Source organism: Chryseobacterium sp. MYb264 (genome assembly GCF_035974275.1).
GTDB lineage: Bacteria > Bacteroidota > Bacteroidia > Flavobacteriales > Weeksellaceae > Chryseobacterium.
Genome location: NZ_CP142422.1, coordinates 2400752 through 2424810, shown reverse-complemented (window position 1 = coordinate 2424810; position 24059 = coordinate 2400752). Strand labels below are relative to the sequence as shown.

The window sequence follows — 24059 nt, the reverse complement described above, 5'->3', positions numbered from 1 at the left end:
TTCACTTTATTCACAATATTTTTTTATTACTCATTACCAATTACTTATTACTCATAAATCGCGGGTAATAAATACTCTTGTACAATTTTATCAACCTGAGAATGGGCGTAAGGTTTGTTATAAGCTTTAGCCGTAACAACGATCACAACTGGGATTTCCTTGAAGATAATAATCTTATTTCCACCATTTCCGCTGGATTGGTAGGATTCAAAATTTCGGTTCCCGACTTTGTAAATTTTTCTCCAGAATAAATATCCATAGCCTTCAAAATCTTTGTTACTAGCAAAGTAATTGGTGAAGGTTTTCTGGATCCAGTTTTTATCTACAATCTGCTTTCCTTTCCATATTCCGTTATTTTTATACAGCTGTCCGAATTTGGCGAAATCTGAGGCGCTCATTCGTAATCCGCCTGCGAGAGAAGGTTTTTGCTGAGGGGTGAATTGCCATTTGTAATGGGTAATTCCTAAAGGTTGAAATAGTTTTTTATCGGCATAATCTTTCAAACCATTGGGAAAGGATTTGTCTAAAATATCTCCGGTTAAGACAACGCCGGCGGTGAAATAATTCCAGTTTTTTCCGATTTTATTTTCAGTCAGGGGTAAATCTAAAGTGAATTTTACCCAATTGTCTGTCGGATACATATTTTCCTCATTTCCGGGACATTCGTAATCTTCGTCGTTTCCGTTAAAACCTGAACTCATCGTGAGTAAGCTTTTAATGGTAATGCTGTCTTTTTTAGAAGAATAATTGTTAAATTTCTTTAAATCATAAAAATCCTTCAGGCTTTGGTTTTCGTTTTTAATAAAACCATCATGAATTGCAATTCCCATCAAAGCCGACGAAAAGGACTTTCCAACCGAACGAGTGTCATTCAAACTATCTCTTTTATAACCATTAAAATATTCTTCTAAGAGCAGTTTATCATTTTTAATGATGACAATTCCTGTAATATCACGGAATCTTTTTTCTGCTATTTTTTGATTTAAAAGCCTTATTTTTTCTTGATTAAATTTCTCTTCGGAAACCTTCCAGCCGCTGTTTGGTTTTATTTTCTGAATAGCAATCTGCTCTTCAGAAACATTCTTTTTCGGAATATTTAATTGAATTTCGCCCTGTGCGATTGTCTTTCCAACTTTTAAGGTTGAAGTTTTTAAATAAGGTTTAATTTCAATTTTCAGTGTATGATTTCCTGTTTCCAAAGCATCAATTCCGCCATTGGCAAAGTAAAATCGCATCCAAAGATATTTTCCCCAGGAATCTTCGTTTTTAGAACTGAGAAAAGGAATTCTAAAATTTGTTTTAAACTTTTTCTGATCCGCAGTTCCGGCTCCTGAGTTTAGATTTTCAGTGTAAATTAATTTTCCGTCAACAAAGAAATTGAATTGATAATTTCCTTTTTTAATTAACTCTTCAACAGATAGAGAAGGATCAAGCTGATGTAAATAATTAACTAAAGAATTATCCATAAAAACCCGGACATCAAAATCTTTATCTTCCTGAAATATCATTGATTGTAAGAAATCAATTTCCTTCATATTTTCAAAAGGAACAACTTTATCCGAAAAAAGAAGAGTATTCAAATGATTTTTCTGAATTTGATTTTCGATTTTGTCAGGTTCAACAATATTTTGAATCTGTCCACAAGACAAACCAGTAATAAGAATCAGAACAAATAAGAAGATGTTTTTCATGGCAAATTTTATCTCAACAAAAATATAAAGCAGTTTTTACAAAAAATAGAATGAAATTAACATTTTTGATTTTCCCACAGATAACACAGATTTTCACAGATGATTGCGTATAATTTAAATTTACTCGTAAGAAATATACATAAACATCTGTGAAAATCTGTGCAATCTGTGGGACAAGTTATTTCAAAATCTGCCGATATTTCAAAGGCGTAATCCCTATATTTTCCTTAAAACAACGAATAAAATGACTTTGATCCGAAAATCCACATTCCAAAGCAACTTCCGATAAAGATTCAAAATCATTTAGAATTTTCAACGATTTTTCGACTTTTAACTTTCTCAAATATGCTCCCACATTACAATGAAAATATTTCTGAAAATCTCTGCTCAAATGAATTGGATGAATATTCAATGTTTTTGAAAGTTCATGCAAACTCAATTTTTCTGTAAAACTTTCATGAAGAATTTCATCAATCTGCTTTACCCAAACTGGTTTCTTTTCTGAATCTTTTTTCTGAGTAGATAATTGGTCAAAAAGATGGAGCAAAAGTTGATGAGCAGAAAGCTCAAAAGAATGATCATTCAGTTTTGTTTCCTTAAAAATCTGATACATTAATAATTTTACCGCAGGATTTTTAATATTGAAACTTCCTTCAATCTTATTTTTTGAAAGTTGAAATTTTTCAAACCATTCTTCTGTAATATTAATGTGAAAACCTCGGGTAAAAATGTCAGGTTTTATATTGTAATGTGCATCTTCCCAATGATGATAAAGCAGCGTTCCTGCTGAACAATCGTAGATTTCCTTTTTATTTCCTTCCTTCATATTCCCCTGTAACAGAAAGGTGAAATACGGATTTTCATGATAATGCCAATCGACAAAATGGTGGGTGTATTCAGTATCCGTAATAGTCAAGCCATCAAAATTGAGGGTTTCGTTCGTTTGTCCGAAAAATTCACCATTACGAAGGTTTCTCATATTATAGTTTTTGGTTTAAATTTTCAATTTGTTGATATATTTTATTGAAAAATATTTTTCTGTCCCGATTTCCGGAAGTGTTTAGCGATTTTGAATTTTTAATCTGATGTTCAAAATAATTCAACGTTTCGTTACATGTTTTAGCATCATTAATTAAGATATATCCGAACATATTCGTAGGCAAAGCAAAAAGCGATTGCTGAGGATGATGAAAAAAGATGTCGTTGGAAAGGTGCATCAATTCATTCTCATACAAATGAAATTTAGGATTATTTTCTGTTTTTTGTTCGATGTATTCTATTAGTTCCTTTAATTCCTGAAGAATAATTTGCGCTTCATTCTTCTTTAAAAGTCCGGTTTCATAATAAAACAAAACTTGTTGCAAAATACTTGAAACGGTCATGTCATTCCATAATTCGGCGACATTTTGTTCTTCGTATTTCTTTCTTAATTCCTGCGTATCGGCTTCAAATTTTGGTGGTGAAAATTGTAAAAAAGGAACGAAAACCTGTTTAGCATTCAACAAATTCATCCAAACATAAATTTTAAAACGGGAAAGTAAAGTATCTGAAAGGGTGTAAAAAAACGGAATATCCTTCGCAGAATAGTAAATCGTCATTCCATCCGAAAGTGGAAGATTTTCAAAAACACTCAGATTATTCTGAAAAAAAGATTGTAGATCTTCCGTTTTGGTGACCGCCGAAGTTTTTTGAACCAATATTTGATGATCCGAAGTCATAAACTGATCCAAAGAAATCTGATAATATTTTGCGAGTTCCAGAGCCTCTTCAAAGCTGAATTTTGCTTTCAGGGAAGTTCTTCGGTGAGCTGCATCGTAACTTATATTGAGAATATTGGCTATCTCGTCATTCAACGATTTGTTGCCAATTTTCTTACGGATTTGTTTAAGCAAAAATTCCTGATGCATTATTTTGTGATTTTCACAAATTTAAGAATTTATTTTAATTTTTTTTCGCATTCGGATTTGTGTTTTTCACGGATAATTTTGAATTGTAATTTTAAAATAATATGTTATGAAAAAGTATGTTATATTTTCAATATTTGTCTTAATTCTTAATTCGTGTGCTACTTTCAACAGAAAGATGATTAAAGATGATTTGTCGATAATTACCAAAGAAGGTGTTTCGCTGATTGATGGCCAATATGATTTTAAAGGATATGAACATATTAATTCCGCAGGGCAAAAATCTGAAAAAATGAGTGATTTTGCGAGAATGATGGATCTGAAAAATTCCAAAATTGTTGATTGTGATAAAATTGTGATCAAGTCAAAAGCATTAGGTAAAAAGAAAAAGTATGAATTAGAGTTTAAATTATTAAAGAATGATTCCGTAAAATATTCTTTTACATATAATGGAACGCTTAAAAACGGATTGCTTACAGTAAACAATTACACTTCAAAATGTCACGGAATTCCTTTTTTATTAGGAGGATGCCGAAGCTTCCAAAGCAGAATTGGTCTTACAGATCAGAAAAACCTCTTGATTCAGGATTATTATGATAACAGTGGAGCAGCCTTATTCATTATGTGGGTGGGCTACACAATTAATTATGCTGAAAAATATAAACGAATCCAATAATGATTGTTTCTAATAAATATAAAATCATGAAAACAATACCTTATCTATTAATTGCTATACGATTTCTCTTGGCTCCAATTATTCTATTATTAGCCTATTTTAAAGGTACAGAATCCCGATTTTTAATTTTAGGATTAATGTATTTCGGATTATTAACAGATATTTTCGACGGAATTATCGCCCGAAAAGTGGGTGTTTCTTCTGAAAAATTGCGAAGATTAGACAGTCAGACCGATTTGATTTTCTGGCTTTCATTAGGATTTGCCTCTTACTTTTTAAATCCTGAATTAATTAAAAATGAATGGCAGGGGATTGTTTTAATCTTCGTCATGGAAGCCCTTTGCTACATTATCAGCATCTGGAAATTTGGGAAAGAAACTTGCACACATGCCTTTTTATCGAAAATGTGGGGTTTGAGTCTGTTGATTGCTTTTACTTATTTAATAGGATTTCAACAGGCGGGATGGGCTTTTTATCTCACAGTTGTATTAGGTTTTATTGCCCATATTGATGTCATTTTAATTGTTTTACTCCTTCCAAAATGGCAATATGATGTTCCAAGTTCTTATCATGCGTGGAAAATCCGAAACGGAAAACAGAGAAAAAAGACGATTTTCTTTAATTAATTCCTATTTAAAGCATTGTTTTTTGTTAAATAATTGATAAATCATTTTTTAATTAAGACAGCGCAATCTTCAAGTTGCGCTGTTTTTTTGTAACTTTGCACTCATTAATTTTTATACAAAAATTTTATCATCAACAAATGAAAAAGCAGACAATTAAGGAAATCCTGCAGGATTACAAGAAAGTATTACATCATGACATTACGGTTTACGGTTGGGTAAGAACGTTCCGTGCAAATCGCTTTATTGCGCTTAATGATGGTTCTACGATTAATAATTTGCAAATTGTTGTTGATTTCGAAAATTTCGACGAAGAGATTATTAATAAAATCAGTACAGCGTCTTCTTTGAAGATCGTTGGAGAGGTTGTAGAAAGTCAGGGAGCTGGACAGGCAGTAGAAATTGTAGCTAAAAAAATTACTGTTTTAGGAGATAACTTTACAGAAGATAGAGATAAAACTATTCTTCAGCCTAAAAAGCACTCATTGGAAACATTGAGAGATCAGGCACATTTAAGATTCAGAACGAACTTATTTGGAGCAGTTTTCAGAGTGCGTCACGCAGTAAGTTTTGCGGTGCATTCTTTCTTTAACCAAAACCAGTTCTTTTACATCAACACACCTGTCATTACAGGAGCTGATGCTGAAGGAGCAGGAGAAATGTTTGGTGTCACGAACTTTGATTTAAATAATATTCCAAGAGATGAGCAGGGAGATATCGATTTCGCTCAGGATTTCTTTGGTAAAAAGACAAACTTAACGGTTTCCGGACAGTTGGAAGGAGAAACTGCAGCAATGGGATTGGGAAGAATTTACACTTTCGGACCTACCTTCCGTGCAGAAAACTCTAACACCACGCGTCACTTGGCAGAATTCTGGATGATTGAGCCGGAAGTTGCATTCAACAATTTGGAAGATAACATCGACCTGGCTGAAGATTTCCTGAAATATGTAATTCAGTACGTTTTGGATAACTGTAAAGACGATTTGGAGTTCTTAGACAAGCGTTTTGAAGAAGAGCAAAAATCCAAGCCTGAAAAGGACAGAGCAAAAGAAGGGTTGATTGAAAAGCTTGAAAATGTTATTGCTAAACGTTTCAAGAGAGTTTCTTATACGGAAGCAATTGAGATTTTAATGAACTCGAAAGAGAACAAAAAAGGAAAATTCCAGTATCCTGTTGAAAATTGGGGAACCGATCTTCAGTCGGAGCACGAAAGATATTTGGTGGAGAAGCATTTCGAAAGTCCGGTAGTTTTATTTGACTATCCAAAAGAGATCAAAGCATTCTACATGAAGCTGAATGACGACAACAAAACCGTTGCCGCAATGGACGTTCTTTTTCCAGGAATCGGTGAAATTATCGGTGGTTCTGAGAGAGAAGCGAGATTGGATGTTTTAAAGCAGAAAATGGCAGAAATGCACGTTGATGAGCACGAGCTTTGGTGGTATTTAGATACCAGAAAATTCGGTTCTGTGCCGCATGCAGGATTTGGTTTAGGATTGGAAAGACTAGTTCTTTTCGTAACAGGAATGACGAACATTAGAGACGTAATTCCTTTCCCGAGAACACCGAAAAACGCTGAATTTTAATAGTTTATTTTAAATTATATATGATCCTTCTAATTAAATTTAGAAGGATTTTTTTATTAACTTTACCTAAAATTATGAAAATGAGCACGATTACAATACATACCGAAAATGAAAATCAGATTAATTTGTTAAAGTCTCTTTTAAAAGAATTGAAAATTAATTTTGAAATCGATAAAGAAGAAAAACTTACAGATTGGCAGAAAGAGAAAATCTTCAAAGGAATTTCTGATATTTCTGAAGGGAAATTTTCTTCAAGTGAATCTGTGGCTGAAAAAGCAAGAAAATGTTTAGAGTAATTTGGTCTAAGCAGGCAGAATCTGATTATATTGATACCCTTAAATATTGGGTTTATCATAATAAATCAAACAAATATTCTTCTAAATTAATAGTAGAAGTTGAAAAAAAGGATAAACTGCTTTCTTAAAATCCTCACCTTGGTTCTCAGTCAGAAATAGAGGGAGTAAAATATATTTTAATTGATAAAAATTTCTCACTTTATTATAGAATTACAGAGGAAGTAATAGAAGTTCTTGCATTTTGGGATATATAGAAAAGATCCTGAAAACTTAAATTTATAACATAAAAAAGCCTTTAAAAATCAATTAAAGGCTTTTTTTGTTTATTTAAATAGTTTATTATACCATATCCAATGCAAAAATCGTGCTAAAAATTATTTTGTATCAAAAAAATGACTAAATTCGTAGAATATGTTATGTTAAAACACAAAATAGTAATATGCTAAAACAACATTTACAACTTAAGTTAGGACAGAAGTTAGCTCCTCAGCAAATTCAGCTGATGAAGTTGATTCAGCTTCATACCTTGGAGTTTGAAGAGGAATTAGAGAGAGAGTTGGAAGAAAACCCTGCTTTAGAAATAGCAAAAGAGGAGACTAAAGATGATGAATACTCGTCATTGGAAGATTCGTATGAAAGTGAAGGTACAGAAAGCATTGAGACTGATTTTGATGTAGACCAATATCTTTATGACGACGAGCCGAGCTATAAAACGGCTTCCAGTAACTATTCTCCTGACGATGAGGAGTTCGATAATGAAAGCCTTCTCACGGAGGGGCAGTCATTATATGATTATCTGATGGAGCAGATTAATCTTGTAAATATCAATAAAGAGGATGTTAAAATTGCTGAATATATTATTGGAAACCTGGATACTGACGGGTATTTAAGAAGAGAAGTGAAATCTATTGTTGATGATTTGGCCTTTTCTCAGGGGATTTACACTACGAAGGAAAAAGTGGAGGATATTCTTGAAAATTATGTTCAAAAGCTGGATCCGCCGGGCGTTGGAGCAAGAGGTTTACAGGAATGTCTTCTTTTACAAATTGAAAAGAAAGTAAGTTCTGACAAAGCAGTTTCTTTGGCAGCCAATATTCTAAGATATCAGTTTGATGCGCTTACCAATAAGCACTATAATAAGATCATTCAGAAATATGATATTGAAGAAGAAGATCTGAAAGATGCTTTGGATGAAATTTCAAAATTGTCTCCGAAAGTAGGTGGGAATTTTGATACACAGACGATTACGATTAATCAGGAAATTATTCCGGATTTTGTGATTCAGGTAAAAGATGGGCAGGTAATACCAATGTTAAATAGCAAAAATGCTCCTACATTAAGAGTTTCTGAAGAATATAAGGATATCTTAACTACATATTCTCATGATAAAAACTCTTCTGAACACAAGCAGGCTGCTTTGTTTATTAAGCAAAAATTGGACGCCGCAAAATGGTATATCGATGCGATCAATCAGCGTCAGAATACCTTGTTACAAACTATTACCGCGATTGTAAAATTCCAAAAACAGTATTTTATAACCGGGGATGAAAAATCTTTAAAACCAATGATTCTGAAAGATGTTGCAGATATCACGGGATTTGATATTTCAACGATTTCAAGGGTGGTGAAGAGTAAATATGCCGACACACCAAACGGAATTGTTTATCTGAAAGATCTTTTCTCTGATAGTCTGACTAATGATGATGGTGAAGAGGTTTCAACCAAAGAGATTAAAACTCATCTACAGGAAGTCATTAGTAAAGAAAATAAAAGAAAACCTCTTACGGATGATGCTCTTGTGGTGATTCTGAAAGAACAGGGATACAATATTGCGAGAAGAACCATCGCGAAATATCGTGAACAGCTTAATATTCCTGTCGCGAGATTGAGAAAAGAGCTATAAAAATTAATTGACTCAATTAATATAAAATGTCCAGTATTACTGGACATTTTTTTTATAATTCTAATTTTTGACTGCTATTTTTCGTGATTTATATCATAGTGTAACCGGTTGCATTTTTTAATTATTTATTTATAATTAGTCTAAATTAAATTAATTTTGCAATGTATTATTAGATAAACCTTTTAACATGAGAAAACATGATTTTTTGATGTCAGGAAGCCAGACAATAGCCTTTCTGATGCTTTCTGCCGGTTCTTTACTGTCTGCGCAGACTTTTGGCCCTATTACCGGCTACAATCAGGATATTATAGCTAACGGAACAGGAAATGCTTCCCAATCTACAACCATTGGATTGGATGAGGCCAATACCAGAGCTCTACTTTCTTCGGATTTTAAGGCTGATTCCTCTTCTCCGGCACCGGCTTACAGCCTTCCGGCTGATGGGCAGATTCCAAGTCTTATCAACCCGTCTGTGGTTTACCGATTGGCTGATTATTCTGCCAATAATGCATTATATCTTACCCCGGACTATGTAATAGGTTCTGCCAATTCCCAAAATGAAGGAACTCTTTCTTTCCAGGCTTCGGATGTTGCTACTTTATATATTCTTTCATCTGCTGCCGGAGGAGGATCCAGTAATATTCCCTACACTGCACAAATTAATTTCAGTGACGGAACGAGCCAGACAACTACTGTACAGGCGAAAGACTGGTACGGAAATTCAGGCTTTGCCGTAAAGGGAATCGGAAGAATAAATATCAGCAATAATAATGTAGAAGGTGATAGTGAAAATCCAAGATTGTATGAAGATGCTATTCCTATTGCAACGGCTAATCAATCCAAAACAATCACCGGAGTTACCTTTACTTTTAATGGTGATTCATCGGCTGCTTATGCCAATGAGATCCGTCTCGCGATATTGTCGGTAAGTGCTTCTTCTCAGGCGGTAACTCAGAATTTAACGGTAAATACTTACAGCGGAGGTCCGGCAGTAATTACCACCAGTAACGGAGAACTGAGTTTAATGGCTCAGCTGAACGGAAATTATACCGATGATGTTACATGGACGGTTATTCCTGGAACGGGTAATGCATCCATAGATCAGTATGCAAAAGTAACAGCTCTGGCTGACGGAACCGTCAAGGTCATGGCAACTCTTAATTCTGATCCTGCTGTTTCCGGCTCTTTGGAAATTACGATCTCCGGACAGCAGCCGGGGTATTGCCAGGCTTATTTTGTAAATGGCTGCTCTTATCTGTATATTGATAAAGTAAGCACGACAGGAGCGACAGGGAATTTAAATAATATCTCTTCAGGATGTTCTAATTCAAATTCTCAGGCAGGCTATGCAGATTTTTCAAATCTTACCCTGACGGCCTCAAAGAACTCAACTGTAACTATGGATCTAGGTTTCTCCACAGACACTGCTTACCTTTCTGCGTGGATAGACTGGAATGGAGACCGAATATTTTCTGATGATGAAAGAATCTATGAATCTCAGAATTCAGAATCCACTTCCACTACGATTTCCTTTACTGTACCTGATAATGCGGTAACGGGGACGGTTCTTATGAGGCTGAAAGCAGTGAACGGCTGGGTAGGTTCCGGAGCCTGCGGGTACAATTCTATGGGAGAGGTTGAAGATTATTCTGTAGAAATTCAGGAGGTAAATCTGGCAACGAATGAAGCGGTTAAAGCTGAAGATATGCTGGGCATTTACCCTAATCCTGCTACCGATAAAGTTTATATCAAAACCAGGGAGAAAATAGAATCCTTTGAGCTGTACACCATGTCAGGGGCTATCGTGAAGAAAGGGACTGCTGTTGAAAGTATTGACACTTCTAATCTTCCTTCAGGAGCTTACATACTGAAAGTAATCCTTAAAAATAAAGGCGCTGTGGTAAAGAAAATTATCAGAAAATAACAGGGCTACCCATAAATTTGATTAAGAAAAGCGTCTCAGAAATTTCTGAGACGCTTTTGGATTTAATAAGTCACTATAATCGTTTACGGTATTAAAAAGGAAGAACCAGGAAAATTTAGGTTCGCCATACGGTTATTTTACCCTGTCTAGTCCAAGTTCTTTTACTGAAACTTCACGCATTTCCACCTTTCGTACCTTTCCGGAGATCGTCATTGGGAATTCATCTACAAACCTCCAGTATTTCGGGACTTTATAATGGGCAATTTGTCCCTTACAATATTCTAGGAGTTCTTCTTCTTTGATGGTAAATCCTTTTCTTACTTTTACCCATGCCATCACTTCTTCCCCGAATTTTTCACTCGGAACTCCGATGATCTGAACATCCAGAATATTGGGATAGGTATATAAAAAATCTTCAATTTCTTTTGGTGAAATATTTTCGCCACCACGGATAATTAAATCCTTTATTCTTCCGGAAATCGTAATATAACCTTCATCGTCCATCACCGCCATGTCGCCGGTGTGCATCCAGCGGGCGTCGTCAAGAACTTTCTTTGTATTTTCAGGATCATTCCAGTATTTCAGCATAACGGAATATCCTCTTGTACACAACTCTCCATGTTCGCCACGCTCAACGATTTTTCCATTTTCATTGACGATTTTTATTTCTAAATGATTCTGTACGGTTCCAACGGTATTTACCTGTTTCTCAAATGGCGTTCCGATGAGGGTTTGCGTAGAAACGGGAGATGTTTCCGTCATTCCGTAACAAATGCTCATTTCTTTGATATTCATTAAATTTTCCACCTTCTTCATGATTTCGGGTGGGCAAACAGAGCCTGCCATCACGCCTGTTCTTAAACTTGAAAAATCGAAAGTTTCAAAATCTTTTACCGCCAACTCAGCAATAAACATGGTCGGAACGCCGTATAAGGAGGTGCATTTTTCATCAGACACTACTTTTAGGGTAATATCAGGATCAAAACTGTCATTCGGGATCACCATGCAGGCTCCGTGTGTCGTGCAGCAGATATTTCCGATCACCATTCCGAAACAGTGATAAAAAGGAACCGGAATACACACCCGGTCTTTCTCTGTATATTTTAATCTGACACCGATAAAATAGCCGTTATTCAGAATGTTGTGATGAGAGAGGGTAACCCCTTTTGGAAAACCTGTTGTTCCCGAGGTGTATTGAATGTTCACAGGATCATCAAACTGAACGTGTTCCTCAAAACTATGTAAAATGTCATCAGAAATTTCCTGTCCGTTGTTTAGAAATTCGTCCCAGTTATGATCAAAGAAGATTTCAGACCTTAAGGTGGTACAAAATTCTCTTGCATCTGCAATCATCTTCTGATAATTGCTTGATTTGAATGTAAGTGAAGAGAAAATATGTGACATTTCCGACTGATTGATCACGAAGATCAGCTCACTGGTTCTGTACGCTGGATTGATATTCACTAAAATAACTCCAATTCTGGCAGTAGCGTATTGTAAAAGAACCCACTCGTAGCGGTTGGCAGCCCAGATACCTACGCGGTCTCCGGATTTTACTCCTGAATAAATTAAGGCTTTGGCAACGGCCGTTGTTTGATTGTAAAACTCCTGATAAGTAGCCCGATAATTTTGATGAACGCATATTAATGCTTCCTGGTTGGGATATTTTTCGACCGTGTTTTTTAAGTTGCCACCGATAGTTTGTCCCAATAGAGGGATGTCGGAAGCCCCGTAAACATAAGATAAAAGCATAGTAAAAAGATTTGCGAAAATAAAATTAACGATTAAATCTCAAAACATAACTTTTTTCGCTTAAATTTCCTGAGAATCGATGCCTTTCAGCTGTTTTAAATTTTTATCAAGCTTTCTGATGATGATACCATAGACCAATCTGTAGTACAGCCAGATCAATGAAACACATAGAATCGTACTTATGATTATCCCGACAATAACAATCGTAAGATCTGAATCATCCGGTTGTATATTTTGGGTATTTAATGCGTAAAAAATAAAGGCAGTAAAGATCGAAGTAAACACCAAAAGCAGTACAATGCTGATTAATATAAATGCATTGACGGTTTTTTTGAATTTTATAATTCTGGTAATAAGACCTTTTAAGTTTTCTTCGATTTTAATTTTGCGGTAATTCTGGTAAAATTTTAGTACAAAATAAGCTGTAATTAAAAGACTCAAAATTTTTATCCCCATATAAGCATGGTCGAAATTGTTTTCAACATCTGCCGTTTTCTGTACCCCAAGTCTTTCCAGAATTTTCAAAAAGCTGTTGGGCTCCTCTCCCTGATAGAAATAGAAGATTCCCAAAACAGAAAAGAATAAAAATTCAGCAACACTGATCCAGAAAATGTATTTGACGTAATTACGTGACTTTCTATTCAGCATCTGAAGAATCTCAGAATTGTCGTATTTCTGCTGAACAGGTTGCTCCTGCCATGTTTTCTTAAAGCTGTCTAAATCAAATTCAGGCATGTTTTTCCATCTGTTCTTTAAGGGTTTTCTTTAATCTGTTCATTTTCACACGCGCATTGACTTCGGTAATCCCGAGGTTTTCTGCAATATCCTTGTAAGGCAAATCATCCAAATACATCATTACGATCGCTCTTTCCACATTGGGCAGCGTCTTTATTACAGTATACAAAAGTGATACCTGCTGTTGTTTTTCATCATCATCATCAATAAAATCCGCATGGTTGATGTCCAGTTCGTTTGTCGGCAGGCTTTTGCTTTTTTTTCTGAAAAGGGTAATGGCTGTATTTAGGGCAACACGGTACATCCACGTAGAAATTTTTGAATTTCCTTTAAATGAGTCATAACTTCTCCATAATTGTAACACAATTTCCTGAAAAAGATCCTCCTCATCCTCCAAAGAATTGGTATAAAGACGCGAAACCTTGATAATCAGACCCTGATTATCCTTAATGAGCTGCGCAAATTCTTTTTCCTTTGAAGCCAATGTGAATGAGTAATTTAGTTGCACGAAGATAAGATAAAATATCAATTTAACAATGTACCAGTTTAGCAATATACGAATTCTTAAAACCCGAATTTTTTTTATTGTTATACTGCTACATTGTTGGATTGTTACATTAAATTGTATCTTTGCAGCCACGAGAATTTCGGCCTGTTGATTCTTATTTAGGTAAGGGTAGGAAAGTCCGGACACCATAGAGCATCAAAGCGGATAACATCCGTCACCCGCAAGGGTAGGACAAGTGCAACAGAAAGTATGTACAGTTCGGCTGTAGTGAAACCAGGTAAACTCTTTGTGGTGCAATGATAAGTATATCGGTTCTTTTCAGCAATGAAAATAGGAGTTGCTCGCTCTGAAAGCCGAGGGGTAATCAGCTCAAGTTTTGCAGCAATGTAAGACGTAGATAAATAACAGGCACTTCTTCGGAAGTACAAAATCCGGCTTATAGATTTTCTCGTGTTTTTGCTATGATTTTATTTATTGTATAAAAGCGGAGAAGTGGTCTCCGCTTTTTTTATGTGTTTATTCGCTTTCCAGTTGTTTTTTGGCCTCCTGCAAGCTGAGTTTTTCTTTTTCTGAAAGTTCCGGATATTTCAGGTTCATTTTTTCCAACGTCTCAATGATGATCTGGACAGCGGCTAGCCTTGCAAACCATTTATTGTCGGCCGGAAGTACATACCAGGGTGCATACTCTTTTGAAGTTTCGTTAATAGCTGTCTGGTAATGATCCATATACTCGTCAAACAAAGCTCTTTCCGGAAGATCAGCCGGAGAAAATTTCCAGTTTTTATCTTCTTCATTAATTCTGTCCAGCAATCTTTTCTTTTGCTCATCTTTAGAAACATGTAAGAAAATTTTAATAATCTTTGTTCCGTTTTGAGCTAAATGTTTTTCAAAATTCCGGATACTGTCATATCGGGTATCCCAGAATTTTGCGTCAAAATCTTTTACAGACTTCCATGTTTTTTCGCTGAGGTTATACTCAGGGTGAACTTTACAGACCAACACACTTTCGTAATGCGAACGGTTGAAAATCCCGATCATTCCTTTTTGAGGTAAAGCTAAATAATGCCTCCATAAAAAATCGTGGGAATATTCTTTAGAACTTGGCGTTTTAAAGCTTGTCACATTACAGCCCTGAGGATTTACACCTCCGAAAACGTGTTCTATCAGACTGTCTTTTCCGGCAGCATCCATCGCTTGAAGTACGACCAAAAGAGACTGACTGCCATCGGCATATAACCTTTCCTGCAACTCACGAAGTTTTTCTTTTTCCTGGATTAATAACTGTATTCCTTCTTCTTTCGTTAGTTTTCCTTCATATTTTGTAGAAACTTTCTTGATTGAAAATTTTCCTTTTACTTCGAAATCGTCCGAGAAATTGGTGCTCATATATTATTTAATTAAAAGATTAAAGATTAAAGATTAAAGATTAAAGATTAAAGATTAAAGATTAAAGATTAAAGATTATTAAGATTTAAAGATTAAAGATTAAAGATTAAAGATTAAAGATTAAAGATTAAAGATTAAAGATTAAAGATTAAAGATTTTTGTTAGAAGACAAATGAATTGTTTTATCTTCATCTATCATCTATCATCTATCATCTATCATCTATCGACTAAACTCACCTAAATATAATAAAAAAAACCGCCTCGATGGAGACGGTTCTTTTATTTTTTTGAGTAGAGCTTATTTTGCAGCAGCTACTTTTTTAGCTTGTTTTTCTGCCTTTTTTGCAGCTTTTGCTTCAGCTTTAGTTGCTGGTGCAGCCGGAGCTGCTGCCACTGCCACTGTTGCAGGAGTATTAGCATCTACATTTCCTTTGATGTAAATAACCGTTCTGCTGTTTGCAGGGTCGTTAGAAAATACTTCGATCATTTTGTTGAATGGTCCGTTGATCGCTGTGTTGTATCCTACTTTGATCTGAGCAGATTTTCCTGGCATAATAGGATCTGTCTTGAATTCAGGAGTTGTACATCCACAAGATGCTTTTACATTGGAAAGTACCAAAGGCTTATCACCCGTGTTAGTTACCGTGAAAAATCTTGTCCCGTCGGAACTTGGCTTTACTGTACCATAGTCGAACGTTGTTTTATCAAACGTGATCGTTTGTGCAGATGCCAATGCAAATGTTCCGAATAATGCAATTCCTGCAATTAATTTTTTCATATTCTTGAATGTTAAATATGTTGTTAGATAAATTTTGAGAAACAAAGTTAAAAATTATTTTAATTCATACTTAAAATTTTTTTTCTTTAGACTATTTTTGCAAATTGTAAATTAAAGAAACAGAATTTATGCAGATTTCAGAAAAGTACAATCCACAGGAAACAGAACAAAAGTGGTACAATTACTGGTTGGAAAACAAATACTTTCATTCAGAGCCTAATGATAAGCCGCCTTACACTGTTGTAATTCCTCCGCCAAACGTTACGGGGATCTTACACATGGGGCATATGCTGAATAATACCATTCAGGATGTTCTGGTCCGTCGTGCAAGAATGCAGGGCTTCAACGCCTGTTGGGTTCCGGGAACAGATCACGCTTCGATTGCTACTGAAGCTAAAGTTGTTGCTAAACTGAAGTCTGAAGGGGTCAATAAATCCGATATTACCCGTGAAGAATTCTTAAAACATGCCTGGGACTGGACCAATAAATATGGAGGTACCATTCTTGAGCAGTTAAAAAAATTGGGCTGTTCATGTGATTGGGACAGAACCAGCTTCACTATGGAGCCTAAACTTTCTAAACAGGTAATTAAGTCCTTTGTTGATTTATATAATAAAGGATTGATTTATCGTGGTTACAGAATGGTCAACTGGGATCCGGAAGCGAAAACCAATATTTCTGACGAAGAAGTCATCTTTAAAGAACAAAACGGAAAATTATATTTCTTAAAATATAAGATCGAAGGAACAGAAGAGTTTCTTTCGGTGGCTACAACACGTCCTGAAACAATTTTCGGAGATACTGCGGTTTGTATCAATCCTAATGATGAGCGTTATGCACATTTAAAAGGAAAGAAAGTTATTGTACCGATTGTTGACAGGGTTATTCCGATTATTGAAGATGAATATGTTGATATTGAATTCGGAACAGGTGCTTTAAAAATTACACCGGCTCACGACATCAATGACTACGAAATCGGACAAAAACACAATCTTCAGATGATTGATTCTTTGGATGATGACGGAAATCTGAATGATCACGGTTTACATTACGCTGGAAAAAACAGATTTGATGTAAGAAAGCAAATCGCGAAAGAATTAGAAGAAAAAGATCTTTTGCTGAAAGCAGAAGATTACGTAAATAAAGTAGGAACTTCAGAAAGAACAGGTGCGGTGATTGAGCCTAAAGTTTCTGTTCAGTGGTTCTTAAAAATGTCCGAATTGGGAAAGCCAGCCTTGGATGTTGTAATGGAGGATGAGGTTAAATTTTATCCTGAAAAGTTTAAAAATACCTACAAACACTGGATGGAAAACATCCGCGACTGGAATATTTCCCGTCAGCTTTGGTGGGGGCAACAAATTCCTGCGTTCTATTACGGGGACGGAGAAAATGATTTTGTAGTCGCAGAAACGATCGAAGAGGCTTTAGTTTTAGCAAAAGAAAAAACCAACAACGATCAACTGACCACTAACAACCTAAAACAAGACGAAGATGCTCTTGATACCTGGTTCTCATCATGGTTGTGGCCAATGTCTGTTTTTGACGGATTAAACGATCCTGAAAATAAAGACATCAATTATTATTACCCGACTTCTGACTTGGTAACAGGTCCTGATATTATTTTCTTCTGGGTGGCAAGAATGATCATGGCCGGATTGGAATATAGAAAAGAAGTTCCGTTTAAAAATGTTTATTTCACAGGGATTGTAAGAGATAAGCAAAGAAGAAAGATGTCAAAATCTTTAGGAAACTCTCCTGATCCTTTGGAATTGATGGATAAATATGGTGCTGATGGAGTTCGTGTAGGGATTTTATTAAGTTCTGCAGCTGGAAATGACCTTCTTTTTGATGAAGATTTGATGTTGCAAGGAAGAAACTTCATGACGAAAATCTGGAGTGCTTTCCGTTTGATCAACATGTGGAATCATGAAGATAAGCCTGCAAACACAACCGAAACTGAAACGATTGAATGGTTTGAAAATAAATTAAATAAAACAATCGCTGAAATCAACGATCAGTTTGAAAAGTTCAGAATTTCTGATGCTTTACATTTAATTTATAAATTAATTTGGGATGATTTCTGTGGTTCTTATCTTGAAGCAATCAAACCAAATTATGGTGAAGGAATTTCAAAAGAAGTTTATAATAAAACTGTTTCTCTTTTCGAAGAATTGATGAAGCAGGTTCATCCATTCTTACCATTCCAATCTGAAGAAATCTGGCAATTGATTTCTGAAAGAAAAGCGGATGAAGCTTTGGTAATTGCTCAGCAGAAAAAAGCAGAACCATTCAGTGAAGAGATTATCAAAAACTTCGAAACAGCATCTGAAATTATTTCAGGAGTTAGAAATTATCGTCAAACAAAAGGTATTTCGCCAAGAGAAGCTGCTGAAATTTATACAAACGCTTCAGAATTTGCAAACGAATCGGTAATAAAAAAACTGGCGAACGTTTCGGAAATTCATTTCGGAGCGAAAACTGATAAACCTAGTTTTACTTTCCTGGTGGGTGCAACGGAAATTTCAATTCCGCTAAGTGAAAACTTAGATTTAGGAGAAGAAAAAGCGAAAACAGAAGAAGAATTAAAATACCTGAAAGGATTCTTAATTTCTGTTGATAAAAAACTTTCCAACGAAAAATTTGTTGCCAACGCAAAACCGGAAGTGGTAGAAGTAGAGCGTAAAAAACAAAAAGATGCTCTTGATAAGATTGCGATCTTAGAAGAGAAGCTAAAGAGTTTATAAAATTAAAGGTTTAGGTGAAGGTTGAGTTTCAAACTCAGCCTTAGCCTTAATCTTAGCCTAAATTTAAAAATGAAACACATAGAAAACATACAAAAACTATTCTCAAAAAACTTCGTGGAAAGTCCATTATTGGAAAGCTTCGAAGTAGGGAAAATCTATCTTTCCAGTGGGAAGTTGGTAGCTTGTGATCCTGTGATTACAAGTGATATGCAGCCTTTTTCCACAGAATTTCCTAAAGGAGATTTTTCTGTTTTATTACACAAAGAAAAGGATAGTAATTGTGTAGCATATGCCGAAATTATTTTCAGTAATGCTGAGATTGCAGAATGGAAACTGGCAACCACTGCCGGACAGAATGTAAAGGAATTGGCAGATGGAGAAGTATACGGATATCCTGCGGAAAGCGGAATGGGATGCTTTATGGATAATGATACTCAGAATTTACTGAATGAATTGGAACACAGATTATATCAAAGTAAAGGCGTGGATTTTATGGGTATTTATGAAGAGTTTTTCCATGAACATTTCTTTGATGACAAAGGCGCAATAGATCAGTATGCATTTTTAAAACCCTCAGAAGAGCATCCTGGAACTATTTTTGCCTTTGAAACAGGATACGGTGAAGGTTTTTATGCAAGCTATATTGCGTATGATAAAAATAATTCACCAATAAAAATTGTAACGGAATTTATAGAAATAAGCTAAATTTAGTATCTTACACTGTCCATTCTCTTTTTATAAATAATACCAAAAAGCAAATTAATTAATATAAAGCACAATGAAATTTTCTTCAGAACAACCCAGAATCATCGTGATAGGCAGCTGCTCTATTGACCTGGTTCTGGAAACAGAAAAACTTCCCTCAGCAAACGAAACCGTTCTATCGTATAACTCAGATAGCTACTTTGGCGGAAAAGGAGCCAATCAGGCGGTAGGAACAGCAAGGTTGGGCGCCAGTGTCTATTTTATAGGCTGTGTCGGCATGGATCCTTTGGGGCAGCAGATTATGCGGAACCTTGTTAGTGAAAATGTAAATGTAGGATTTGTTTTTGAAACGGATAAGGAATCTACAGGAACAGCTTACGTGACAACCTCCGGGGGAGATGCAGCTATTGTTGTGGTGCCCGCGGCCAACCGTTACCTGACAAAAGAACATGTAGAAGCGGCTGACCGTTATTTTCATACGGTTGATCTCGTATTGGTACAGCTGGAAGCCCCTATGGAAGTGGTGGAATATGCGGTGAAGAAAACAAAAAAACTGGGAAAGAAAATAGGAATTTATGCCTCTCCGGGAGCAAAACTAAGCGAATATATTCTTGATAATGTAGATTTTATAATTGCTAAAAGCAGTGAGCTTCATATTATCTTCGGAGAAGAACAGCGGGAAGAAGTACTTAGAAAGTACTTCAATAAGGTATTTTTACGGGATGATACCAATTCCACAATTTATTTTGACGGGTCTGAAATGAAGTATTTCAGAAATGACCGTGATGCTACTGTTCATAAAATGGGAATGGGAGATGCATTTACCTCTGGTTTTGCCATTGCACTATGTCATCGTAACTCTATTGAAGAATGCGTGAAATTTGGAAATGAGGTCTCTTCACGGGTGGCAGAAAAAAAAGGTTCTCAGCCAGGGCTGCCTGGAGTTTCAGATTTTATTTAAACTATTTGCTACATATCGAAAGTTGTAGACTTAGTATAAAATACAAAGTAAAATTTCCACTTTTATAGTGGATTTTTTCTTTTTACAATATGGAAAAACTGATTCTGACTACTGAAGATCATCTGCCACTCACAGCGCATCTTTTTTTGCCGGAAAAGAGCAATCGAAAATTTGTACTGATCAATTCAGCAACAGGGGTGAAGCAACCAATTTACTTCTCTTTTGCACAGTATTTTTCTGATCAGGGATTTACCGTTCTTACCTATGATTACCGCGGAATAGGATTTTCTAAACCTAAAAATATGAAAGGTTTTGAGGCCTCAATGCGAATTTGGGGTTCGAAAGATTATAAAACGCTTACGGATTATATCAAGATTCATTTTAATGATTATGAAAAATATTGTGTAGGTCATTCTGTAGGGGCACTGATTCTGGGAATGAACAAAGATTCTGAGATGTTTGATGAACTCATTTTTGTGGGAACCCAGAATGCATTTGTCGGGAATTTAAGATTCAGAACTAAAATTGAGGCTTATCTCGGTTTTGGAATTGCCCAGCCTTTAACTACCGCATTGCTAGGGTATTTCCCGGGAAATTGGTTTGGGCTTGGAGAAAGTCTTCCAAAAAATTGCGCATATGACTGGAGAACCTTAATTTTAAACAGGAAATCAACCAACGGTTTGTTGGAGAAAATAGATGATTATTCTAAAAAATTAACACAGAAAGTATTGGTCATCCGGGCTGAAGATGATGTCTGGTTAACGGAAAAAGGAGTGAAAAGCCTGTTGAGTGACACTTATCCTAATCTTAAACCCACGTATCGGCTCATTAAAACTTCGGAATCTGAGAGAGGAGAAATAGGACATGTAAATTTTTTTAGAAGTTATAATAAAAAGCTTTGGAATATTATTTTAAATGAATTGAAAGATCAATGAAAAGTATAATTGAAAATACGGTAAATTTTGTAAAAGAGAAGTTGGAAGGAGCAGAAGCAGGACATGATTGGTTTCACATTGAAAGGGTCTGGAAACTGTCAAAAAAAATTGCGGCTACCGAAAATTGTAATGAAGATGTTGTGGAATTGGCTGCTTTACTTCATGATATTGCCGATCCTAAATTTCATAATGGAGATGAAACGATTGCTTTAACGGTTTCCAGAGAATTCCTGGAAGGTCAGCATACTCCTGAAGAGGTTGTTGAGCAGGTTTTATATGTGATTAAAAATATTTCATTTAAAAATAGGGGAGAAGCGCCTTTACATCCACCCATTGAGCTTCAGATCGTTCAGGATGCCGACCGGATTGATGCTATTGGTGCCATCGGCATCGCAAGAACATTCAATTTTGGAGGTTTTAAAAATAATCTGATGTATGATCCTTTCATCGAACCAAAACTGAACATGTCTAAAGAGGAATACAAAAAATCGAACGGGACGACAGTTAATCATTTTTATGAAAAACTGCTGTTGCTGAAAGACTTAATGAACACAAAAAAAGGAAAAGAAATGGCCGAAGAAAGACATCACTATATGCTGAATTTCCTCGACCAGTTTTATAAAGAATGGAATGTGGATTAATAAAGCATTTCTAAAATCTGTATCTTTGCAAGATGGTTCTTATCATATTAATTATATTTTGGTCATTGGTATTTTCGCTCATTTTATCTAAGGTAAAATCAGGAAAAGCGGCAAAATGGACAAAACTATTCCGGGTAGCCACTCTTGTTTTTGCCATATCGGTATTCACCTATTGGTTTATCAAGAAAAGTGCAGTCGGAATTGTTAGTAATTCTGTCGCTTTGCAGGTGGTTAACAAACTTCCGCAACCTCTGGATTTTTATGTAATCAATAAAAAAGATGGTGAAAATGGAGTACTCGACACCAAGCATATCGGGAAAATTCGCCCTGAATACTATAGAATAGAGTATCTTAAAATGGATACCTCTGACGAATATTGGATCGTGGGTTATTTAGGAAAAAAAAATATGGTGTATTTTTCGCAACATTCGGTTCCTAATAAGAATATTGACCAGATCATTGAGGTTCAGAATTATATTAATCAGAGTGTCAGGCTTTCGGATAAGGCAAAAAAACAGGTCGAAGCATATAATTATGAAAATACTAAACTGGGAATCTGGGTTACACTGGATTTTCTCCTTTTATTTTTAAATCTTGTTCTTCTTTTAAGAGTGAGAAAGTAATTGCTAAGTTGGGATTCGTAACTCTGATAAAGAGTTTAGAGCTTGAATTAAAAAGCTTCAAAATATTCTTTTGTTGAGAGACTGTTTAAATCTTACCCAATATTGATTTCGGTTGGTTCTCTTTTTCAGATTTTTTTTTATGTTTTTTGAACGTATTTCTCGTTTCTGACTTTGATATCACTCCCGATCTAGCCAGATGAAATAAAAAATCCTTCCTAAAGTAACAGTGAAATGATACCCGTACAATTTAAACAGATGCTAGGGATAGTCTAAGATCAGCATAATCTTTTCTTTAAGCTCTTCAGGGCATTTCCTGATCAGTTGATCTTTGATGGTTTTGCTGATTTGCTTCGGTTCCAGCCATCGGGTTAACTTATGATTCAGGCTGTTGTCGGCAAAAACTCTTTTGATGGTTTGGTTCTCATAAAAGATATAGGTGTCGACAAGCCAATCTTTAGAAATACTAATTTCACAAATTTTATTTTTCATATTATTTTGCTTTTATGTCTTAATATTCTGCACGGCCGTGCTAAAGAAATTTACGTAAGTTTTACCGGAAAAATAAGAATTAAAAAAAATTCATCTTTTCAAATAGAAAAGATGAATTGAATATATTCATTATTATTTTTACGTTCGATTAAGCAGTGAATAATAGTAAAAAAAGCAAAAAATTAACTTACTTAGAATAGGGTTGCGGTATTTTCACTTGCCATTTTGGGAACCTTTAGATCTGTTTTCCACTCTTTGTTCATTTTTTCGATGAAATAAGCAGAGAGTAGCGGTGAAGCTTTTTCAACATTCTGGTGAACGAAAAAATATAAGTTTTGTAATCCTTCTTTTTTCCATTTTGTTAAATGTGTCATCCAGTCATCCAATCTTGCATAATCGCTTTCTGCGTTGGCGCCCACATAGCGGATAAATGCGTTTGGCGTGGTTAATCTCATGTGAAGCATATCTCTTCTTCCGGCAGTATCAACAATAATATTGGTGATATTATTTTGCTCAAAAAGCTCGCAGGTGGTGTTTAGAATTTCTTCATCAGTAAACCATTCTGTATTTCTCAATTCAATCGCCAGCGGAACTTCTTTAGGCCACTCTTTCACAAATTTTTCCAGTCGGTCATAATCTTTTGGTTTAAAATTATCATGAAGCTGAAGAAAAACCATGCCTAATTTTTCGTCGAAATTCATAATGGATGTGGAAAACTGAGTAACAGGGTCGGTCACATCAATTAATCTTCTGAAGTGTGAAACGGTATTGGTAATCTTAGGGAAGAATTTGAAATCTGCCGGCGTTTTCTCTTTCCAGGTCTGCACCTGTTCGGGACTTGGCATTCCGTAGAATGTAGCATTCAGTTCTATAGAATTAAACTGGGTTCCGTAATAGCTAAGCTCATCTTTTGTTCCCTTAGGATAAAATCCTTTAAGATCCGTCTTATTCCATTTTGCACATCCGATAGAAATATTTTCTAATCCTTTTTTATTTTGATTTAAAATTTCCTTTGTTTTAGAATGGTCTTTTGGTAACGTAAAATCTATTTTTGAAGGATCTTCTACTTGCCCGAATTTCATATCTGCTTTCTTTTTGTGATTAAACTATGTAAACAAAGATAGAACAATCCGAAGAAATAAAAAAGCACGCTTTTCGGCGTGCTTCGTAAATATATAGATGTTTATTATTTGCTG

23 protein-coding genes and 1 other RNA gene are annotated in these 24059 nt (G+C 35.3%); 14 read left to right on the top strand and 10 right to left on the bottom strand.

The window, feature by feature from the left end; all coding sequences use genetic code 11:
- Positions 1 to 47 precede the first annotated feature (47 nt).
- From VUJ46_RS10315 to VUJ46_RS10305, 3 genes are all read right to left on the bottom strand, one after another.
- Entirely contained in the window at positions 48 to 1691 is a 1644-nt protein-coding gene (locus VUJ46_RS10315) for a serine hydrolase domain-containing protein (RefSeq protein WP_326984896.1), read from the bottom strand.
- 178 nt (positions 1692 to 1869) lie between these two features.
- The gene (locus VUJ46_RS10310; RefSeq protein ID WP_326984895.1) at positions 1870 to 2670 is read right to left on the bottom strand and encodes a helix-turn-helix domain-containing protein; all 801 of its coding nucleotides are present in this window, start codon (positions 2668 to 2670) and stop codon (positions 1870 to 1872) included.
- 1 nt (position 2671) lies between these two features.
- Positions 2672 to 3598: an XRE family transcriptional regulator gene (locus VUJ46_RS10305; RefSeq protein ID WP_326984894.1), complete on the bottom strand. Its 927-nt coding sequence runs from the start codon at positions 3596 to 3598 to the stop codon at positions 2672 to 2674.
- A 106-nt stretch (positions 3599 to 3704) separates the two neighbouring features.
- Here VUJ46_RS10305 and VUJ46_RS10300 point away from each other — a divergent pair, with 106 nt between their 5' ends.
- The 7 genes from VUJ46_RS10300 to VUJ46_RS10270 all read left to right on the top strand — a co-directional run bounded on the left by VUJ46_RS10300 (position 3705) and on the right by VUJ46_RS10270 (position 10606).
- The gene (locus tag VUJ46_RS10300) at positions 3705 to 4271 is read left to right on the top strand and encodes a hypothetical protein (RefSeq protein ID WP_326984893.1); all 567 of its coding nucleotides are present in this window, start codon (positions 3705 to 3707) and stop codon (positions 4269 to 4271) included.
- A 26-nt stretch (positions 4272 to 4297) separates the two neighbouring features.
- On the top strand, positions 4298 to 4897 hold the full coding sequence (locus tag VUJ46_RS10295) for a CDP-alcohol phosphatidyltransferase family protein (protein ID WP_326984892.1): 600 nt from the start codon (positions 4298 to 4300) through the stop codon (positions 4895 to 4897).
- A 137-nt stretch (positions 4898 to 5034) separates the two neighbouring features.
- Positions 5035 to 6483, top strand: a complete 1449-nt coding sequence (asnS, locus tag VUJ46_RS10290) for an asparagine--tRNA ligase (RefSeq protein ID WP_326984891.1) — start codon at positions 5035 to 5037, stop codon at positions 6481 to 6483.
- A gap of 80 nt (positions 6484 to 6563) precedes the next feature.
- Positions 6564 to 6779 (top strand): DUF2683 family protein, encoded by a 216-nt coding sequence (locus VUJ46_RS10285; RefSeq protein WP_326984890.1) that lies wholly within the window; start codon positions 6564 to 6566, stop codon positions 6777 to 6779.
- Positions 6767 to 6907 carry a hypothetical protein gene (locus VUJ46_RS10280; RefSeq protein WP_326984889.1) on the top strand — a complete coding sequence of 47 codons (141 nt, stop codon included), beginning with the start codon at positions 6767 to 6769 and terminating at the stop codon, positions 6905 to 6907. Before VUJ46_RS10285 ends, VUJ46_RS10280 begins: the two co-directional genes overlap by 13 nt.
- 311 nt (positions 6908 to 7218) lie before the next feature.
- Positions 7219 to 8682 carry an RNA polymerase factor sigma-54 gene (gene rpoN, locus VUJ46_RS10275; protein ID WP_326984888.1) on the top strand — a complete coding sequence of 488 codons (1464 nt, stop codon included), beginning with the start codon at positions 7219 to 7221 and terminating at the stop codon, positions 8680 to 8682.
- Positions 8683 to 8869: 187 nt separating this feature from the next.
- Positions 8870 to 10606 carry a GEVED domain-containing protein gene (locus VUJ46_RS10270; RefSeq protein WP_326984887.1) on the top strand — a complete coding sequence of 579 codons (1737 nt, stop codon included), beginning with the start codon at positions 8870 to 8872 and terminating at the stop codon, positions 10604 to 10606.
- A 132-nt stretch (positions 10607 to 10738) separates the two neighbouring features.
- Here VUJ46_RS10270 and VUJ46_RS10265 read toward each other — a convergent pair whose 3' ends face one another.
- Genes VUJ46_RS10265 through VUJ46_RS10255 form a run of 3 tightly spaced genes read right to left on the bottom strand, consistent with a single transcriptional unit; the run spans position 10739 to position 13577 of the window.
- Positions 10739 to 12358 carry an AMP-binding protein gene (locus tag VUJ46_RS10265; RefSeq protein ID WP_326984886.1) on the bottom strand — a complete coding sequence of 540 codons (1620 nt, stop codon included), beginning with the start codon at positions 12356 to 12358 and terminating at the stop codon, positions 10739 to 10741.
- Positions 12359 to 12418: 60 nt separating this feature from the next.
- On the bottom strand, positions 12419 to 13093 hold the full coding sequence (locus VUJ46_RS10260) for a beta-carotene 15,15'-monooxygenase (protein WP_326984885.1): 675 nt from the start codon (positions 13091 to 13093) through the stop codon (positions 12419 to 12421).
- Complete coding sequence (locus VUJ46_RS10255; protein WP_326984884.1) at positions 13086 to 13577, bottom strand: RNA polymerase sigma factor; 492 nt, start codon at positions 13575 to 13577, stop codon at positions 13086 to 13088. Before VUJ46_RS10255 ends, VUJ46_RS10260 begins: the two co-directional genes overlap by 8 nt.
- A 155-nt stretch (positions 13578 to 13732) precedes the next feature.
- Here VUJ46_RS10255 and rnpB point away from each other — a divergent pair.
- Positions 13733 to 14056, top strand: an RNA gene (rnpB, locus tag VUJ46_RS10250) — RNase P RNA component class A.
- 61 nt (positions 14057 to 14117) lie between these two features.
- Here the strand turns inward: rnpB and VUJ46_RS10245 are convergent.
- Together VUJ46_RS10245 and VUJ46_RS10240 are read right to left on the bottom strand one after the other, a co-directional pair.
- Positions 14118 to 14987 (bottom strand): polyphosphate kinase 2 family protein, encoded by an 870-nt coding sequence (locus tag VUJ46_RS10245; RefSeq protein ID WP_326984883.1) that lies wholly within the window; start codon positions 14985 to 14987, stop codon positions 14118 to 14120.
- Between the two features lie 298 nt (positions 14988 to 15285).
- A complete protein-coding gene (locus VUJ46_RS10240; RefSeq protein ID WP_326984882.1) occupies positions 15286 to 15765 on the bottom strand; it encodes a DUF1573 domain-containing protein in 480 nt (159 codons plus the stop codon).
- A 128-nt stretch (positions 15766 to 15893) separates the two neighbouring features.
- Here VUJ46_RS10240 and VUJ46_RS10235 point away from each other — a divergent pair, with 128 nt between their 5' ends.
- The 6 genes from VUJ46_RS10235 (at position 15894) to VUJ46_RS10210 (ending at position 22374) form a co-directional block, all read left to right on the top strand.
- On the top strand, positions 15894 to 18509 hold the full coding sequence (locus VUJ46_RS10235) for a valine--tRNA ligase (protein WP_326984881.1): 2616 nt from the start codon (positions 15894 to 15896) through the stop codon (positions 18507 to 18509).
- 69 nt (positions 18510 to 18578) lie between these two features.
- The gene (locus tag VUJ46_RS10230) at positions 18579 to 19214 is read left to right on the top strand and encodes a DUF4241 domain-containing protein (protein WP_326984880.1); all 636 of its coding nucleotides are present in this window, start codon (positions 18579 to 18581) and stop codon (positions 19212 to 19214) included.
- A gap of 73 nt (positions 19215 to 19287) precedes the next feature.
- Complete coding sequence (locus VUJ46_RS10225) at positions 19288 to 20175, top strand: ribokinase (protein ID WP_326984879.1); 888 nt, start codon at positions 19288 to 19290, stop codon at positions 20173 to 20175.
- 89 nt (positions 20176 to 20264) lie between these two features.
- Entirely contained in the window at positions 20265 to 21110 is an 846-nt protein-coding gene (locus tag VUJ46_RS10220; protein ID WP_326984878.1) for an alpha/beta hydrolase family protein, read from the top strand.
- Complete coding sequence (locus VUJ46_RS10215; protein ID WP_326984877.1) at positions 21107 to 21751, top strand: HD domain-containing protein; 645 nt, start codon at positions 21107 to 21109, stop codon at positions 21749 to 21751. The genes VUJ46_RS10220 and VUJ46_RS10215 overlap by 4 nt, the downstream gene beginning before the upstream one ends.
- 32 nt (positions 21752 to 21783) lie before the next feature.
- The gene (locus tag VUJ46_RS10210; protein WP_326984876.1) at positions 21784 to 22374 is read left to right on the top strand and encodes a hypothetical protein; all 591 of its coding nucleotides are present in this window, start codon (positions 21784 to 21786) and stop codon (positions 22372 to 22374) included.
- A 258-nt stretch (positions 22375 to 22632) separates the two neighbouring features.
- Here VUJ46_RS10210 and VUJ46_RS10205 read toward each other — a convergent pair whose 3' ends face one another.
- Together VUJ46_RS10205 and VUJ46_RS10200 are read right to left on the bottom strand one after the other, a co-directional pair.
- Positions 22633 to 22863, bottom strand: a complete 231-nt coding sequence (locus VUJ46_RS10205) for a hypothetical protein (protein ID WP_326984875.1) — start codon at positions 22861 to 22863, stop codon at positions 22633 to 22635.
- Positions 22864 to 23054: 191 nt separating this feature from the next.
- A complete protein-coding gene (locus tag VUJ46_RS10200) occupies positions 23055 to 23945 on the bottom strand; it encodes a DUF72 domain-containing protein (protein ID WP_326984874.1) in 891 nt (296 codons plus the stop codon).
- Between the last annotated feature and the right edge of the window lie 114 nt (positions 23946 to 24059).

Excerpts from the sequence above, each read along its gene's own strand:
- VUJ46_RS10315 (WP_326984896.1), bottom strand. The coding sequence starts at position 1,691 with ATGAAAAACATCTTCTTATTTGTTCTGATTCTTATTACTGGTTTGTCT.
- VUJ46_RS10310 (WP_326984895.1), bottom strand. The coding sequence starts at position 2,670 with ATGAGAAACCTTCGTAATGGTGAATTTTTCGGACAAACGAACGAAACC.
- VUJ46_RS10305 (WP_326984894.1), bottom strand. The coding sequence starts at position 3,598 with ATGCATCAGGAATTTTTGCTTAAACAAATCCGTAAGAAAATTGGCAAC.
- VUJ46_RS10300 (WP_326984893.1), top strand. The coding sequence starts at position 3,705 with ATGAAAAAGTATGTTATATTTTCAATATTTGTCTTAATTCTTAATTCG.
- VUJ46_RS10295 (WP_326984892.1), top strand. The coding sequence starts at position 4,298 with ATGAAAACAATACCTTATCTATTAATTGCTATACGATTTCTCTTGGCT.
- asnS (WP_326984891.1), top strand. The coding sequence starts at position 5,035 with ATGAAAAAGCAGACAATTAAGGAAATCCTGCAGGATTACAAGAAAGTA.
- VUJ46_RS10285 (WP_326984890.1), top strand. The coding sequence starts at position 6,564 with ATGAGCACGATTACAATACATACCGAAAATGAAAATCAGATTAATTTG.
- VUJ46_RS10280 (WP_326984889.1), top strand. The coding sequence starts at position 6,767 with ATGTTTAGAGTAATTTGGTCTAAGCAGGCAGAATCTGATTATATTGAT.
- rpoN (WP_326984888.1), top strand. The coding sequence starts at position 7,219 with ATGCTAAAACAACATTTACAACTTAAGTTAGGACAGAAGTTAGCTCCT.
- VUJ46_RS10270 (WP_326984887.1), top strand. The coding sequence starts at position 8,870 with ATGAGAAAACATGATTTTTTGATGTCAGGAAGCCAGACAATAGCCTTT.
- VUJ46_RS10265 (WP_326984886.1), bottom strand. The coding sequence starts at position 12,358 with ATGCTTTTATCTTATGTTTACGGGGCTTCCGACATCCCTCTATTGGGA.
- VUJ46_RS10260 (WP_326984885.1), bottom strand. The coding sequence starts at position 13,093 with ATGCCTGAATTTGATTTAGACAGCTTTAAGAAAACATGGCAGGAGCAA.
- VUJ46_RS10245 (WP_326984883.1), bottom strand. The coding sequence starts at position 14,987 with ATGAGCACCAATTTCTCGGACGATTTCGAAGTAAAAGGAAAATTTTCA.
- VUJ46_RS10240 (WP_326984882.1), bottom strand. The coding sequence starts at position 15,765 with ATGAAAAAATTAATTGCAGGAATTGCATTATTCGGAACATTTGCATTG.
- VUJ46_RS10235 (WP_326984881.1), top strand. The coding sequence starts at position 15,894 with ATGCAGATTTCAGAAAAGTACAATCCACAGGAAACAGAACAAAAGTGG.
- VUJ46_RS10230 (WP_326984880.1), top strand. The coding sequence starts at position 18,579 with ATGAAACACATAGAAAACATACAAAAACTATTCTCAAAAAACTTCGTG.
- VUJ46_RS10225 (WP_326984879.1), top strand. The coding sequence starts at position 19,288 with ATGAAATTTTCTTCAGAACAACCCAGAATCATCGTGATAGGCAGCTGC.
- VUJ46_RS10220 (WP_326984878.1), top strand. The coding sequence starts at position 20,265 with ATGGAAAAACTGATTCTGACTACTGAAGATCATCTGCCACTCACAGCG.
- VUJ46_RS10215 (WP_326984877.1), top strand. The coding sequence starts at position 21,107 with ATGAAAAGTATAATTGAAAATACGGTAAATTTTGTAAAAGAGAAGTTG.
- VUJ46_RS10210 (WP_326984876.1), top strand. The coding sequence starts at position 21,784 with ATGGTTCTTATCATATTAATTATATTTTGGTCATTGGTATTTTCGCTC.
- VUJ46_RS10205 (WP_326984875.1), bottom strand. The coding sequence starts at position 22,863 with ATGAAAAATAAAATTTGTGAAATTAGTATTTCTAAAGATTGGCTTGTC.
- VUJ46_RS10200 (WP_326984874.1), bottom strand. The coding sequence starts at position 23,945 with ATGAAATTCGGGCAAGTAGAAGATCCTTCAAAAATAGATTTTACGTTA.